General features: G+C 38.6%; 13 protein-coding genes. 6 read left to right on the top strand and 7 right to left on the bottom strand.

Annotation, left to right across the window (positions count from 1 at the left end; all coding sequences use genetic code 11):
• Positions 1-144 precede the first annotated feature (144 nt).
• A complete protein-coding gene (locus AC1XUE_RS07930) occupies positions 145-738 on the top strand; it encodes a Crp/Fnr family transcriptional regulator (RefSeq protein ID WP_483355399.1) in 594 nt (197 codons plus the stop codon).
• A gap of 115 nt (positions 739-853) precedes the next feature.
• Positions 854-1750, top strand: coding sequence for an EamA family transporter (locus tag AC1XUE_RS07925; protein ID WP_483355398.1), 897 nt, complete (start codon positions 854-856; stop codon positions 1748-1750).
• 133 nt (positions 1751-1883) lie between these two features.
• On the opposite strand, the gene AC1XUE_RS07920 is transcribed toward AC1XUE_RS07925, so the two are convergent.
• Entirely contained in the window at positions 1884-2738 is an 855-nt protein-coding gene (locus AC1XUE_RS07920) for a TraB/GumN family protein (protein WP_483355397.1), read from the bottom strand.
• Positions 2739-2948: 210 nt separating this feature from the next.
• Positions 2949-5303 (bottom strand): ABC transporter permease, encoded by a 2355-nt coding sequence (locus AC1XUE_RS07915; protein WP_483355396.1) that lies wholly within the window; start codon positions 5301-5303, stop codon positions 2949-2951.
• A gap of 586 nt (positions 5304-5889) precedes the next feature.
• On the opposite strand from AC1XUE_RS07915, the gene AC1XUE_RS07910 reads away from it, so the two are divergent.
• Both AC1XUE_RS07910 and AC1XUE_RS07905 read left to right on the top strand, forming a co-directional pair.
• Entirely contained in the window at positions 5890-6111 is a 222-nt protein-coding gene (locus tag AC1XUE_RS07910; RefSeq protein WP_483355395.1) for a hypothetical protein, read from the top strand.
• Between the two features lie 35 nt (positions 6112-6146).
• Complete coding sequence (locus AC1XUE_RS07905) at positions 6147-6584, top strand: TlpA family protein disulfide reductase (RefSeq protein ID WP_483356005.1); 438 nt, start codon at positions 6147-6149, stop codon at positions 6582-6584.
• A gap of 558 nt (positions 6585-7142) precedes the next feature.
• Here the strand turns inward: AC1XUE_RS07905 and AC1XUE_RS07900 are convergent.
• Positions 7143-7568, bottom strand: coding sequence for a hypothetical protein (locus tag AC1XUE_RS07900; protein ID WP_483355394.1), 426 nt, complete (start codon positions 7566-7568; stop codon positions 7143-7145).
• A gap of 376 nt (positions 7569-7944) precedes the next feature.
• Between AC1XUE_RS07900 and AC1XUE_RS07895 the strand changes: the two genes are divergently transcribed.
• Entirely contained in the window at positions 7945-8244 is a 300-nt protein-coding gene (locus tag AC1XUE_RS07895; protein ID WP_483355393.1) for a helix-turn-helix domain-containing protein, read from the top strand.
• A 273-nt stretch (positions 8245-8517) separates the two neighbouring features.
• Here the strand turns inward: AC1XUE_RS07895 and AC1XUE_RS07890 are convergent, their stop codons facing one another.
• The 4 genes from AC1XUE_RS07890 to AC1XUE_RS07875 are packed head-to-tail and all read right to left on the bottom strand — an operon-like array spanning position 8518 to position 14666.
• Positions 8518-9489, bottom strand: a complete 972-nt coding sequence (locus AC1XUE_RS07890) for a hypothetical protein (protein ID WP_483355392.1) — start codon at positions 9487-9489, stop codon at positions 8518-8520.
• Entirely contained in the window at positions 9486-12602 is a 3117-nt protein-coding gene (locus AC1XUE_RS07885; protein WP_483355391.1) for a hypothetical protein, read from the bottom strand. The genes AC1XUE_RS07890 and AC1XUE_RS07885 overlap by 4 nt, the downstream gene beginning before the upstream one ends.
• Positions 12603-12627: 25 nt before the next feature.
• Positions 12628-13302, bottom strand: coding sequence for a condensin complex protein MksE (locus AC1XUE_RS07880; RefSeq protein WP_483356004.1), 675 nt, complete (start codon positions 13300-13302; stop codon positions 12628-12630).
• Positions 13302-14666 carry a hypothetical protein gene (locus AC1XUE_RS07875; RefSeq protein WP_483355390.1) on the bottom strand — a complete coding sequence of 455 codons (1365 nt, stop codon included), beginning with the start codon at positions 14664-14666 and terminating at the stop codon, positions 13302-13304. The genes AC1XUE_RS07880 and AC1XUE_RS07875 overlap by 1 nt, the downstream gene beginning before the upstream one ends.
• A gap of 374 nt (positions 14667-15040) precedes the next feature.
• Here AC1XUE_RS07875 and AC1XUE_RS07870 point away from each other — a divergent pair, with 374 nt between their 5' ends.
• Positions 15041-15610 carry a recombinase family protein gene (locus AC1XUE_RS07870; RefSeq protein ID WP_483355389.1) on the top strand — a complete coding sequence of 190 codons (570 nt, stop codon included), beginning with the start codon at positions 15041-15043 and terminating at the stop codon, positions 15608-15610.
• Positions 15611-16339: the final 729 nt, after the last annotated feature.

Below are 16339 nucleotides of genomic sequence, written 5' to 3'. Positions count from 1 at the left end.
GACTTTTGGAATTGCCTGGTGACAACATCGGCATGCAATCTGTGGTGTTGCAGCCATGCTCATGTTGCTTTGACGGAGTTTAACGGATGCTGCATTGTTGGGTGAGTTGTAAGACTTCGTACCCGAAATGCTACCTTTGTTGTGATGGATGCATTTTGGAATTTTATAGAAGGGTACAAAATTCTATCTCAAGAGTCAAAGACAGCCTGGTCTGCACTATTGAAAGAATCTGAGGTGAAAAAGGATGACTATCTTCTCAGAAACGGTGTCATTCCAAAGGAAATTACTTTTGTAAAAAAGGGATTATTCTCCTACGACTATACCAATGAGAAGGGAGACAAAGTGATCAAAAAGTTTTTCCCCGAAAATTACCTGGTATCCTCTACGAGCGCTTTACTTCTGCAAACGCCAGGTATTTTCTCTGTTCAGGCTCTGGAAGACTGCGAGGTGATCAGTTACTCATTTGAAAAGTTCAGAGAATTGACTGAAAAACATAACGATATCGCTGCATTCTACATTAAATATCTGGAACAGAAGTGGGTTGTTGAAAAGGAGTTTGACGAAATTGCACTTAAATCGGAGACGGCAAAACAACGCTATTTGGTATTCAAGGAAAAATATCCGGACTTGATTCCGCGGCTGAAGCTTCATCACATTGCCTCCTATCTGGCCATCACACCCACACAACTGAGCAGGATCAGGGCTGAGCTAAATAATTCTTTTTCTCAACATATGTAAAGAACGTCCTTCTTTATTACAGATACCTTTGACCCGCCGTTCCACCATTGGTCGGCTCAAATTGAATGATACGGTCAGAAATACAAAGCTGATCAGTAGGGTTTAAAACACAACAATGAAAAATAATATCATCAAAGGAAGTATTTTAGTTGCGCTTGGTGCATCGAGCTACGGCATGCTGGCAACCTTTGTCAAAATGGCTTATGATGAAGGATTCACCACCGCCGAGGTGACCTTATCACAGTTTCTGCTAGGTTTTACAGGGCTTTTCATTCTGACTTTATTTCGTAAAAAGGAGGTTGTTCCACAGGAAAAAGTAGCTGACTTTAGGAGCATTTTAAAGTTGATTGCTGCCGGAACTTCGATGGGGCTCACAAGTATTTTTTACTATATGGCAGTGCAGTACATTCCGGTGAGTGTTGGAATTGTATTGTTAATGCAAACCGTTTGGATGGGCGTAATTCTGGAAATGGTCCTTCACAGGAAGTTACCAGGCTTGCGTAAAACAGGAGCTGTTTTTATTATTCTGGCTGGTACAGTACTGGCAACAAATTTGCTCACGCAATCCGTTACGATCAACTGGATTGGTTTTGGCTGGGGAATGATGGCAGCGCTGTCTTACACTGCATCCATGTATGCATCCAACAACGTTGTGTTGCACTTTCCCTCGCTAAAAAGAAGCTTGTTTCTCATTCTGGGCGGGCTTATCACCATATCAATTATTTTTCATTCGTCTATTAACCAGGAATTTCACTATCAGATATTTCTGCGTTGGGGACTGATTCTTTCTCTTTTTGGTACCATACTGCCGCCCTTACTTTTTACAAGAGGTGTACCGCTGATCGGCATGGGACTGGGTGCAATTATAGCATCGGTCGAAATACCAGTTTCCATCTTAATGGCACATTTCCTGCTGGGAGAAGCCGTTAGTTTGCTTCAATGGACAGGTGTTTTGCTCATTCTCTTCGCAGTTGTTTTAATGAACATAAAAAGCACGAAGATGGTAGGTTAATGCCTTCTGAGTTTTCTTCCACCAAGCTGCGCTTGCACCATACCAATAACTTTGCCGAATGCTTCTTTCATCTTGTCCTGTATTCCGTCATCTAAAATAGAATTTACATGACACATTAGACTTATTTAAGTTACTACAACTCAACTTCCCTGACCACAAACCCTCTTTCCCGCAGTAGCTGAATCAGTCCGGTTTTAAATTTCAAATGTGCCAGTCCGACAGTGACTAAACATGAGCCCTCACTCATTTTATCCAAAATTTTAGGAAGCCACAATGCATGCCTTTCAATGGTATTATCTTTGATGTGCGCGCTTGCTTCCTGATCAAGCATCATATCATTTCTCAACGATTCATGATAACTTTTAGGGTCATAATGATCGGGAGTGGTGATTTCTTCCTCTTTAAGATCATTTTTGATTAAAATAACAATTGCCTGAGCTACTTTTCGGTGATCCTGTTTTGCTTCATGACGAGCCATCTGACCAGTTTCATCAAGTTGAAAAGTGGGTTTATTTAAGCGCTGCATTTCAAAGTGGAAAAAGTCATCGAATGTCATATCCTGATCTTTTGTGTCTCCTCTTTTGATCATCATAACCGCCTGTGCCATACCTGTTAATGAAGCACTATTGTTGTGTGGTTTGATACTCCCATATGACGAAGTTGTGAAAAAGCTGTCGACAAGTGCATACTCACTTTTTGTGAAAATGGAATCGAGTGGTGGCGAATAAATATCTGCATTCTCAACGTTGCCGACCACGTTTCCGCCTTTTTCAAACAATCCAAAGTCAGACGATTTAGCAATATTCATAATCTTCGGAAAGCTCTGTAGCAATTGTGCCGAAGCAATATGGACAGTACCGAATAAATAAGAACTTTTAGATAATCCATTGCCTGAGACCTCCCATACTACGGACTGATTTTTTTGACCAAAAACGGCTATTGGAAGAAGCAGAATAACCAAATAGACTAATATAAAAAGTTGTTTCATCTTTCGCAGTTTTATACATGCAAAGTATAATACTTTGGCCGATAATTTAAATTATCATTTTTTCTGTTGTATCATCATTAGGTACAATTGACTTTTACAGTCGTAACCTATTACCTCGCTTTTTTCCAATGTCATATCCTTATCTATTTCGCTCCTTAACTGCAATTCACTTTAGCAGATATTAAAGTGCAGTCAATGTCGGATATACTATTATTGGCTATTCAAAGACTTGACGGGGTTAGCTACCGCTGAGCGGATGGCTTGGAAACTAATAGTCAGCAATGCTATAACGAGTGCACCGACACCAGCCATCGCAAATACTCCCCAGCTTAGAGAAATGCGGTAAGCGTAACCCAGAAGCCACTGGTACATGAGCCACCCTGCCAGGGGCCAGGCAATTAAGTTTGCAATTAAGACGAGTTTGAGAAAATCGCTGGAAAGTAAGCTCACAATATTATTGACCGAAGCTCCCAGTACTTTCCGAATGCCTATTTCTTTTGTGCGTTTTTCGGCGGTGAAAGTAGTTAAGCCAAATAAGCCCAGGCATGAGATAAAAATAGTGAGTAAGGTAAACAATTCTACCAATTTGCCTACTCGTTTTTCATCGTTAAATTTCCGTTCGTAGGCTTCGTCAACAAAGTTATATTCAAAGGAATACGCCGGATTGTATTTTTTGATCAGGATTTCGGTCTGGCTTATACTTTCAGCAATGGATTGTCTATCACTGAATTTGATGTGCACCACATTAAACCAGCTTTTTGCACCAAAAATCACCAAGGGCTCGGTAGATGTGTACGGAGAGCCTAAAATAAAATCTTTGACTACACCTACTACCTTCCACTTTTGATCGTCGCTTACAATCATTTGTCCTAAAGGTTCATCAAAGCCCATAAGTCTGGCAGCCGATTCGTTCAATATGCAACTTACGGAGTCAGTAGGAAAGGTTTTTAAGTCGAAATCACGGCCAGCAGTTACTTGCAGTCCAAAGGTTGAAACCAAGTCGTCGTCGGCGCACAGTACATTGAAATTAACCAATAACCCAGGGTTCTTGCCCAACCAATCTATTTTGGACGAGTTATCCCAAAGCTCAGTTATTGGTGAGTTGGTTTGGGTTACTGATGTAGCAACGCCAGAATTGAGCAAGTCATTTTTTAATAGTCGATAGTTCTTTTTGAGGTCCCCAAAGTATTGTATATGGATGAGCTTATCTTTTTGATATCCGGCATCTCTTATCTGGGCATGCTTTATTTGTTTTTGAATTACCAGACTTGAAATAATCAAAACAATGCCGATAGTAAACTGCACAATTACCAACACCTTATGAAACGGGAAAGCACTCTTATTACTATGAAAGATACCTTTTAGTACATAGATAGGTTTAAAAGCCGTTAGATAAAAAGCCGGATAAATACCAGCTGCGGCACCGGTAATGATGATAAATGAAATAATAAAACTCCAGAGATAAGTATCTTTATAGTTAATAGTCAGACCTGTTCGCATTAACTCATTAAACGTGGGTAAAGCCAGTAATATCAGCAGGAGGGCAATTGCGCCGGCTAAAAAGGCCAGAAAAATAGATTCACCAATAAACTGAACGATCAGGTTTATTCTGGTAACGCCCAAAACTTTTTTTACTCCCACTTCTCGTGCCCGCTTTTCGCTGCGCACTGTACTCAGATTCATGAAATTAATGCAGGCAATGGCCAATATTAAAGCTGCAATTATGCCGAAAAACCGGACTATTTCAATGCGGCCTCCGGATACCTTACCCTCTTTAAAATTCGAATACAAGTACCAATCGGAAAGTGGATGAAGGAACAACTGTAAGTTCTTTTCACCGTGTAGGGCTGGTAAATTTTCAATCTTTTGCTGCACTAATGCTAGTTTGGCTTCGGGTTCTAACTCCACATAGGTATGAATATCACTGGAAGTCCAGATTTCGGCCCATGGCATGCTTTTACGGAAATAACTGTAAGGTAGCAGGTAGTCGAAAGAGAAGCTGGTATTTGGCGGCAGGTTTTTAAGTACCCCGCTAACCTTAAAGTCATCCTGGTTATCTAGACGGATAATTTTATTAATCGGATCTTGATCACCGAAAAGAGCTTTCGCTAGATTTTCGGTTATCACAATAGAATAAATATCTTGGAATGCTGCTTCTGGACTTCCTTTTAATAGTGGAAAGCTAAACATTTGCAAAAATCCAGGCTCTACACAAATGCCAGGAAAGGCTATCTCTTTATTGCCTACTTTAAGTAAATGATTGGTAACCCAACTCGTTCGGCTTGTATTTTTTATCTCCGGGAAATCATGCTTCAGAACATCGGCCAAAGGTACCGGCGACGTATTGTCGGTTACCACAATGCCCTGCTCTTCTAAATTGGTAAATACCTGATATACATCATCTTTCTTCTCGTGAAATTGCTCAAAACTTACTTCGTGCCGAATCCACAGGGTAATTAACATAAAACTGGCCATACCAACAGCCAAACCAACAATGTTGATAAAGGAAAAAGTCTTGTTTTTAAAAAGATTACGGAGAGTAATTTTGAAATAGTTACTAAGCATGAATTTTTAAGTAAGGTTATTAAAAATCATTTTTAATGATACCAGGGTTTTCTTACAAATGGCATTTTTTTAATCTTATTGACGTAACTACCATGTACTATCGAATCTATAAATAATATACCATCTATTTAACTGGTTTAAAGAGAGTTGATTAGATGTTATTTCTTGTAATTTTGTCCGATTTCAGAACACCTTGTGTTCACTTTTGAACAATCTTAAAATTACTTTACCGATGCAGCAGCTGATGCGAAACGCATCGTGAAATCTTTCAAAACAAGCAGGCACTCAATCAATAAGAGATTATTGTCAGATCTCAATTTCTACCCGGCAATCCCCAACTAACAGGCAATCAGTGGTTTTCTCCATTTGGTGATTCATTTTACGATAAAACGGTCATTTCAAATACCACCTTGGTGGACCTTTCGAAAGAATAATCATGCTGAATAGCTCAGCTTATTTAGAGCCTCAACATCCCATGATCAGTAAGTAGCTATGATAGAGCTTAAAATATAATTATTTTGCGATATATCTGTATTTATCCAAACTATTTATCTACATTGCTATACATCTAACTCATCCATAACATATGATACAGCATGCATTCAAATTACTAATTTTGCTATTCTTTGCAGCAACTTCCATTACCTCTGCACAGGTTGACAAACCCCAAGTGTATATCAGTCCAGATGGGATTCGCTTTACCAGAGCTCAGTTTGACAGCATCAGCTCTGCAAATAAAGGCGAGGCCATCGCGGTAAATGACAGGATAGAGAAAGATAAGGAAGTTCAGTTGACGTTTAAAATTTAAACGTTAACCCATTTCAAGAGTTTTTCGCAAAATGGATAGGCCAGTCATTTCCTAATTTTCAAATTAAGGATATCAACGGAAAAGTATATCACAGTTCTACTTTGCTTGGAAAAGTAGTTGTGTTTAACTTTTGGTCCACTACGTGCGCTCCATGCATCCAAGAGATGCCCATACTTAATGAACTTGTAAGCAGCTATACAAAACAACCAGTTGTATTTTTGGCACCAGCTCCGGAAGCTAGCGACAAGGTCAATAGAAGTTTAGCCAAGCATCCATTTAACTACAACATATTGCCCGATGCAAGTTCATTATTTTCTGCATTAGGTATTGACAGCTACCCATACCACATAATTGTCGACAAAGCCGGGCTAGTCAAGGCCATTTACCACGGATCACGTACAGACCTGGTAACGAATCAGCCTATTTTAAATGAAGGAATAATTACTACAATAGAGGAAAGCTTAAAAAAGTAGTATTGAGCAAATAATTCAGACTAAAAGTCTGAAAAATGGAGGTAACTTAAAACTTTATAAATAAATTTTATGCAGTCAGGAATAGGAAAGGATCTTCATGAAGTAAATCATTGCTGATCAGAACTTTTATTTACTGCTTCCTTCTGGTCAACATTAATCCTATTTATAAGATGAAATGTTTAATCGCCTTGATTTTTACCATTGCATGGTGCTATTCTACTCGGGGCGTTTGCCTCGTTTAAGATGCTGAAGAATTTTACATCTTCCTGTCTCGATAATGTATGGTTAAATATCGTTGACGCTGTTACTAAGAGGATTTAATCAATTCCTAGATATACCAGGGAGCGGGCATTAATAAGTAAAATCTGTCCCGTAATTCTTACCTTTTTTAGGTACAAACATAGTCCTGAAGCTGAAAATATACTCAATGGTTTCGTCACCTATTTTTAGAGGAAGGACAACTCGCATTTTCTGACCGATAAATGCATCTATATATTCAATCTTGCTAGACATTGCGCCTTGTGATACTGGAATAAGCGGGTCAGATCTCCATCCGCCCTATTGTCCTGGCACATATCGAGTCAGAGACGTAGGGGCAATCAAATCGGAAAGGGTGGCGTTTTTATAGACTGAAGTAGGGGGCTGCGAGTTCTCGCGATCAATCAATTTAATACCATTATGAAAAATGCGACTTGTTTCGTTTGCTATTGAAATATAAGCAGCATCGTCCCAAAGAACTTTAATTGTCTGATCTGATTTGTTTTTTAGTTCAAATCCTACCTGAGAATAAGCATATTCCCAATTTATTTTTATCATTGGATCTTCCCAGACAGATATCGTGCTATCCAGGCTGTAATTTTCAAGCGCTTTGGGGCCTTCCACCGAATAGAGGTAAGCAGAAGAATGACCTTCTCTCTTGTCCTTCTTTTGGGCAGCACTTGGCATGCTGCTGACTAAAATCATTAAGAGTAAAAAAAATCTCATATTTAATGTGGAGGGTTGTTTGATTTGGTAACTAAAATCTCTTTACAATAAAGGTACTAGAACCATTTAATCAATAAGCGCAAAGTAAAGGGCTAGTAAAAACACGTAACGAGAAAAAGAAAAAGGAGTATAAATAGATGAAATTCAACCTTTTATACTCCTTTGTTGTACCGGAGATGAAATTTATCTCGAATCAATTCTTGAAAGATTTGGAGAAATTAGCCAGGCTTGTGGAGCGGAAATAGGTGGTTTGTTTTGTACTGGTTCTCAGTCCTGCACATGTACCTGCTAACCATTGATTTTCGAATAGGTTATCACTTAATGTTGTTAATTATCAACAATTAGATTATATTTGTTGATAATTAACAACATTATTATGGGCTCAAAAAAACAAAACCTTCTTCCAAGGCTCTTAAAGATTCTTGAACAGTTGGGGGAGAATATTAAACTAGCACGTAAGAGACGTAGGCTAACTACCATACAAGTTTCTGAGAGAGCTGGTATTGACAGGACCACATTGTATCATATCGAAAAGGGCAACCCAAGTGTATCATTGGGTGCATATTTCAATGTGTTGAGAGTTCTTGGATTACAGGATGATTTTTTGAAACTAGCGGCTGACGATACTTTTGGAAGAAAATTGCAAGATCTGGAATTGATCGGCAAATCAAAATAGTATGGCAGAGAAGACAGATATGTGGGTCTATGCCGACTGGATAGGAATGTCCTGAAAATGGTTCAGCCTATGCTGAAAAGTAACTTTTTTTTAGCATTTACAAGCAATTGTAGAGGCGTACTAAATAATACTATTTGGCTTGAATAGTTAACGAAGTCATGTTGAAAATGTAAAACAAACTTTGTACAAACTAAATTGCTTTATTTAAGATTATTTCGTGATTTTATATGGTTTAGCCTATTTAAAATAGGTTGAATTTACAGTATTTATTGATTAAATGGCACCCTCCCTAGCCAGCATTTCAATTAGATCACTATCTTCTTCACGCAGCCAGGCACGGTCTCCAATGAGTTTGGAAACCATTTTTTTATGATCCTCACATAAGACTTCGTCGGGAATTTCTTTGAATTTTTCTTCGTCAAGCTCCTCCCAATAGGAATGATGATTTGGTGTGTCGCTTAGTTTTATCGATTCAGAGATTGGTGTCAGCAATTTGATCATAGGAAGTAACTCTTTCACTCTCAGAAATATATTCAAGCCATCGCGATCCCAATCGCAAGAATAAAATATTGGTACATCTATTAGGTCGACCTCATACAGCAACTTAGGAGTGTTGGCGCCTCCAGCATACCATAGTTCTACATTGTTCTTTCTCGGTCGTGTAGGTCGACGTAAAAAGTCCAAATTCTCACATAGTACAATTAATTTTCGCTTTGGTGCAGTCAATTTGTAAATCCATTGCTGTCCTTTGTCATTTGCCAGTTTATCAATGTTCAAAATTCTTTTCAACGCTTCAATCACATCTTCTTTATTATCCAGATACTTTTCGTCGTTGAAAAAAAACATGCGGGATACTCCTCTGATGGATTCTTCTTTTTCAATAATTTGATCTCTGAGGTCTAGAATTGAACCATCAACCATTTGCTCATCCAAGCCTAGAAGAACTTTTAGTTCATGTTCTTCAAACCTAACTTGCGTTTTCAGGCGACCATTCCTGTCAGTTAATAAATCATGCTTTTGAAGCAGGTTGCTATATTCTGAAAATTGATTCAAGTAACACTTTTCATAGTATTCGCGAAATGAGACCGCTTGTCTTTCATCAAGGACAACACATCTGCCATCTACATACAGCTCCTCGGTACCAATAAATTGACTGATTGTGTCGTCCTTAATGAATTGCTCACTTAGTTTGGTTTTCCCGGCGGAATAAATTTCATTTAGTTTATTGAAAGTAAGCCAGTTCATCTTTTATCAACCTCTAAAACATTACTGATACCCTGCGATCTAAAAAAGCTTGCAGTACCTGGGTAATTAATATTCCGATCACCGTCACCTCTAATAAGTTGATGCAAAAACCATTCAGGAACCGAACCGATATTATATGGCTTAGGGGTAAGCGTTAGGAGCTGATAGCCAAACTCGGAAGCGATATCTACAACCAGCTCAAAATTTTCATCATCTATACTGGCAGTTTCTTCCAGAATCACGAATTTTAGTCCAGTACTGTCCTTTCCTAAAACGGACAATCTACCAATTCCCAACAAGATTATAGCAGTGTAAGCTTCACCCGTACTACCTGGCGCCTCTTTCCCTTGATCATCCACCAATTTTGCTTTTAGAGAAAAGTAACTCTTAGGATCCACCAGTTGCTTTACCGAGCGCATTTCCTTTTGCGTTAATTGATGATAGAAATTTTCGACAAAGCTATCGACGGTTTGCCCCAGCTCTAACTCACTGGACTCAAATACTTGATCGCTTTCTTTATTCAGCGTGTTAACCCAGTCGATTAATAGACGATTGTCAGAAAGGCGCTCCTCATTGAATTCAATCTCAAAGAAGAAATGCTTGCTGATTCTTCTTCCTGCAAAAAATGTATTCAGGTCACGTACTTGATCTTTATATTTCCGGTAGCTTTTAGCCGTAGCTCTAAACACGCTCTTTATTTTATCATAAATTGTTCTGCGACAATTCATGCGACTACTGTTAAGTTCGGAAAGCTTATTTCCTACATCTTCTAACAGGCCGATTCCCCAAAGCATCGAAGTTTCCAGAACCCTAAAATGAAATAAGCGTTCCTGGATCTGCGCATGAACATCCGCATTAAAATTTGCGCTGCCTGGTTTGGTAAAAGGAAGTGCTAATTCCAGATAATAATTTGTATACTCGTTGTGTGCAGAGTCGAAGTCACCTTTTGCACGAGATGCATCTGAATGAGATCTTTCTAACAGCTCGGTATCCTTGATGTGGATACGAATTGCTTCGACGTCCTCTTCTAACTTTGATATTGAAACCTGTTTTTGGGCGAGTCTCTCTAAGCTGTCGGCCAAAAGCAGGTCATCATTAGGTATCGAAACTCCAAGTTCGGCTACTTTGACCCTATATTCCAACAAGTTTGCTTCAAGTTTTTTGTGATGTTCTTGATTTGTGTGGCGGGTCCTTTGCCACGTCTCAACCAAGACTTCTAGTTCCGATATATTATTTACAACGGTAAGTTCACCTAACTTGCTTCTAAACTCGTTATTAAGCTGTTCTATTTGATAATCAATATGTTGAATATATTTAGTGGTTTCGCTCAGAATAGCTATGTCATTCTCAACAGTATTAAGATGAATAGAACTTACCAGCCTCAAATCAAAAACTTCCGGGACTAACTGATTGTCGTACGGCTGTCCTAACTGAATCTTTCGTAATTCATTTTTAATCCCAAAAAGCTGTTTTTGTCTATTTTCTAGTTGTTCAGATAAAATCGAGCGTGCTTCCTGTATCGTTTCGGTACTGGATAGTATTTGAGGCTCATCCCTCCGACGGATCAACTGGCTTAACGGCCCAGTTGATAGCCAAAATCCCTCAGCCACCTGTGGCTCTGGAAGGATATTCTGAGATGATATGATTGTTAAATCTGTAACAAATTTACTTCCTATCGATATGTCAGTAGGTCTCCCAAAACTAGTTGAAAGCAGATGAAACAATATGGATTCTTGTTCCAAGGATAGTGGATTGCCTTCTCTCAAAACTTCGCTGAACAGAGTATTATCGATATTATTGTCGACAATTTTTTTTAAGTCCTCTGCTTGCTCAATTAAGTCCTTATTATGAATTAACAAATTTTGCAGTTGTTGTTCTTGCTCAGTTGCCTTCTGGCGTATATGATCTATTGATTTGTAGTCATTTAGGATTGGCAAAACATTACATGCCTTATTGACCAGAGTTTCTATTGGTACATTTTTGTCTACAATGGTTGTTGTTTCGAAGTTTGTCAGACTGGGTACTGGAATATTATTTAGCGTTTCTTTATCCCGTAGTAGCTTTTCTGTTTGTTTTTTTAGATCATCACATGTAAGTAGGGCAAGATATATAGCCTCACTATTAACACATTCTTTATCGACTGCTGGGATCAAATGGTCTTTTAAGTTGATAATTTGGGCCTCTAAGAAACTCATTGATGACTTGTTCTCCTCTAACTTTTCCCCAAGTTGCCTGATATATTGAGTATCTGAATCCAATTCAGATCTCAACTTAGCTAGCTCTGCTTTTTTCCATAATATTTCCTTTGTTAACTTTATATCTTCGAGGTGCTTCAAACTGAGCAGATCAATTTGGCGCTTTGTAATCGACATGCTGATTTCTCCTAAATCTTTATATCTGGCGAGTAGGTTCTTCAAATCCTCTTGATGGCGCTTAAATTCTGCGTAATATTCTTCTCCAACCTCGTCAAATAAAAAATCTTTTAACATTGCGGAATTAGTCGGATCAAAATTCTTCGCCCTCGAAAATGATTGTATAATACGGGCAAAAGCTTCTAGATTATTCTCAGTAGCAAGATTGATTGGCAGTAGTTGAAAGTTTTTTAGAAATAGATGGTATCCCTGAATGTCATTTTTGTTATTGAATGATCGGAGATGTAGTCCAAATTTGTTTCTTAAACTAATCGCTAACTCAGCTACGGATGGTACTGATCCCGCTATTAAACAATCACTACTTTCGATCAGATCTTTTTTAGTGAAGGAAATATCTGTCACTGTTAAATTTAAAGTGTTTATATCAGGCCGCTGAGTTACAACAAAGGGTTTGATAGGTGCCCGGGGGTCTTTGGAAATACACACTCCAATGATTACAAATCGATCTTTATCCACCTCTACACTCAGAAACGCATACGCGTAGGGATGCTTGTATGGGATTGACTCTATGCTACGATCTGACTTTTGAAGGCCATCGGTGCCAAATCGTATTAATCTACGATCCTGAACAAAGATGAGTTGGATCAAATCTGCCAGTACCGATTTTCCTATTCCATTCTTGCCTGTAAAATCGGTTCGAAATTCATGAATCAAATAATCCTGGTGATAGTGCTTCAGCACACCAACCGTAGAAATTTTGTGTATTCTAGGATACGACACCGCTATCATCTTTGCTCAATTTTCTCGCTATTAATGTATCAAAGAGGACTTCCGGATTTACCAGCTCCTTCGAATAGATGTCCTCCAACCTATGGATGCTTACGTTGATTATGAATTTAAAATTGCTACCATCAATGTTTTTGACACTAAGCCATCCCAGATCGTCAAACCGCTGAGCCATTTTTTTAAAATTGGTTCTCACGAACGACCACTCCGTGTCAGTGTAGTTGTTCCCTTCATTAATTCTACTAAAGAAAACTAATTTATATTTCTCCTGGCGCTCACTGTTAAGGATAGTGTCCTTGATATCATCCCAACTTCCTTCCTTCACACGATCAAAGCTTTTTTCGTAGTACATTGTTAAGAGCATCAGTCCAAACAGAGTTTGATTTTCTGTTAGTGGAATATGTAATTTGGGGCCACTTAGTGCTCCAAGTTCTGATTCGGGCGGGAATAGATAATAATATTTTTCAGATAGTCCTATTTGCCTGACAAGAAGATCTAAGCCGTACAAGCGCTTATAAAATATAAAGAATCTATTAAAATATGATTCTTGTGACAGCAAGTTGTATTCTTCTGGATCTGTAAATACCTGTATATGTCGACCATTAAGTAACTTTATATTTATGTCGGCAAACTTGGATTCAACTTCTTCCTCCATTAAGAAATCGTAGTCGCCGGGCCGTTTCGCTGAATAGTCATTTTCCATATAGCAATTGTTTTGTCTGATGAAAATTGAGGCTCTTTTAATACCTCGATTGAAAAGGTGTTTGATTTACTAAGTTCGCTGATCACACTTGTACACATTATTAATGGAATTTCTATACTAGCGGTAGCCTCATAAACCTCCCAAAATTTCAGTGACAAATCGAGATGGTCAACATGATTGAGTTCTTCTAGAAGCACATTTACATAGCCATCAATTTCTTCTTGTTTCTCAAGAAGTTGAGATATTGCTGTGTTTTCTGCTTCAAAATAGCTCGGGCTGATCGTTGGAATAAAACTCTCTCTCAAAACCTGTACCTCAAAATCGTACTTTTTTATGTCAATGAATCTAACAGGTTGATAAGTAATGCTTTTTGGCCTAAACGGAAAGATGAATGTTACTCCATATTTTTTGTCAAACTGGGAATGATCTAAGCAATGATTTAGTAGCCGTTTGATATTTATACGCAGTCTTGCATGCTCCTGAAAATTGGTTTGTAGTTCCGTCAGCTTTTCCTCTGCGTAAATTATTTTATCAATAATGAAATCAATTCGACCTTCGATTTCGTCAAAATATGTTTCAACACTGGCAACAATGTTTTGCGCCCTTTGAAAATCATCCTTTAAATCCTTCTGTATATTTAGAGGTGATACCTTAATTTGAGAATACAACGAATCTAATACTAGTTGTAATTGCTGGGACAACTCTTGCCGGATACTCAATGTACGTTGTATATCATACGCCTTAGCTGCTGCCAGGTGAAACACTTCAACAAAATCGTCGATTTTTTGTCCCAGTGTCTGTTCGTCATTTCTTAGGATAGTGCTTAGTTCGCTAAGTGTTCCCTTCAATTGATCGTTAAGTCCTGCTATATGATCATTAATCGTTCGCCGTGCTGCACCATCAAAGCTTTGCTGGTACCAGCTTTCAAGCTCTAAAAGTGATCTGATTTTTTCTGTATCAATAGTGGCGTACTGCTCGACGCTGCTGGAAAGGGAGAACTTTTTACGTGCAGAATCGACTCTTGTAAAAATCAACGCCACCAATTCCCGTGAATGGTCGGTTAAGGCATACTTACCTTCCATCCTTCTAAGAGGTCGTTCAATGAAATCACCAAACATCCTTTGGAGGAAGTCATCAACATTTGGAGATACAACTCCTGTTACCTCATGAAGAATTTCCTTTACGTCTTGATTTGTAAAATAGTTGTCAATATCCCCACTTTCTATTCGCTGATGAAGCATTATTAATGTAACTCCGTCTGTTCTTGAAGGGATGTATTTATTAAAAATGTTTTTTGCTTGATCAGGAGTTTTCATTGTCGTTAAACATACAAATCTATTTGGGTTTGTAACAGGCCTAAGTAAATTCTCATAATACCGAATTTAAACCTTTGCCTCGCAATCAATGATTATAAGCCAAGAGGAGTAGGTATTTTATATTTTGATTACAGATTGTCTTGAATAAACTTGATTTTGCTTTAACATTAAGTTCTTAATCTGTATTTTCTACCCGACGTGTATCAGTTTCGTTCGATGGGATCACCAATGTCCTGTAGTCCATAAAGTCATACCTTTCTGAGCCATATCAAAATTTAAGTCTCCATCTGCACTGCATATCGAAAACATGGTTCAAAAAGTAGGTTCAGTCAAAATATTGGTTTTATATTTGTGAGACTAACTTTTTGATACCAATGAACAAAATTTTTGGATACGCGCGTGTTTCGACTGTTGATCAGAGCACCGATACACAAATTGAGGCTTTGGAAAAATATGGATGTGATAAAATATTCCAGGAAAAAATCAGTGGCCTTTCCGTGCAAAGACCTAAGCTTGACGAAATGCTATCCTTATTAAGAGAGGTAGATACAGTTGTTGTATCCAGGTTTTTCAGATTGGGTAGGAGCAGGGATCATCTTATTAGCCTGGTTGGAGATTTTGCCAGAAAAGGAATTGTGTTCAAAGCACTGGACCTCGGCATTGACTCATCAACACCGGCAGGAAAGATGGTCATCGGTATTTTCGCATCGTTAGCAGAGTACGACAGAGAAATGATCCTAGAGAAGACGAGAGCAGGACAGCTACTTGCAAAAGCGAAAGGAAAGCATGTGGGCAGACCGAGTGGTGTAAACGAGGTTAATTTTTTAAAAGTTAAGCGCGGTTTTGACAAAGGCCTTTCCGTTTCGGAGATTGTAAGTTTGACGGGAATAAGTATTTCTAGTGTAAAGCGGTACAGAAAACAAATTTCCAATAATGGCTCATAATTAATTTTGCAAGCGGCACTTGCGAAATTGCGAAAAAATAAACCCTGCCAACGATCAAACACTAATTCCCGAGCAGCGGCGAGATAATTGGATAGGGGAGGATTACTTAGCAGGGAATATCCATTGATTCTGATAGAACGAGATTTCATTATTTTGACAATATGAAGGTGTAGCGAAATAAACTAACGTTTAAATAGGTACACATTTTGGATTTTTAAAACACTCCTGCTCAACCTATAAGCAGTGTAAAAGCTTGGGAAGCTGGAGACTATTTTGTCGGCTTTATCTACTATAACAGTACACATAATATGGGAATGTTTCACTACACAGAGATTTCGGTCGACATGGATTAAATCATATGCTGCTGAAAAAGGTTGACAGTCAGCCAGTTTAAGGTAATGGTCTGGATACTGGACATTTCCAAAACGGATTTTCTTATATGGGTACCATTTAAGTGGGGGAGGTCCGGTTCGGTAATGTGCCTGATGAGGTGTCAACCGGGTCGCAGGGCGATATCCTAGCGACGCATGTGGCCTCATAGCATTATAATTGTTGATCGCCTTTTCGACAGCTTCGTATGCTGATGAAAAAGAAACAAAGCTTCTTATCTCAAAATCATCGGCTACAGCCGCCCGGTGTAAGTGTCCTTGCCCGTCTAAGGTCTTGTCCAGGTGGCGACCGACGATTTTTTGAGAGTAAGCATCCATAATAACTGTACAGTACTGGAAC

This window comes from Dyadobacter sp. HNCC25DJ187 (assembly GCF_056895255.1).
Note: the sequence above shows the minus strand (reverse complement) of the source record. Positions and strands in the feature narration are given on the sequence as shown.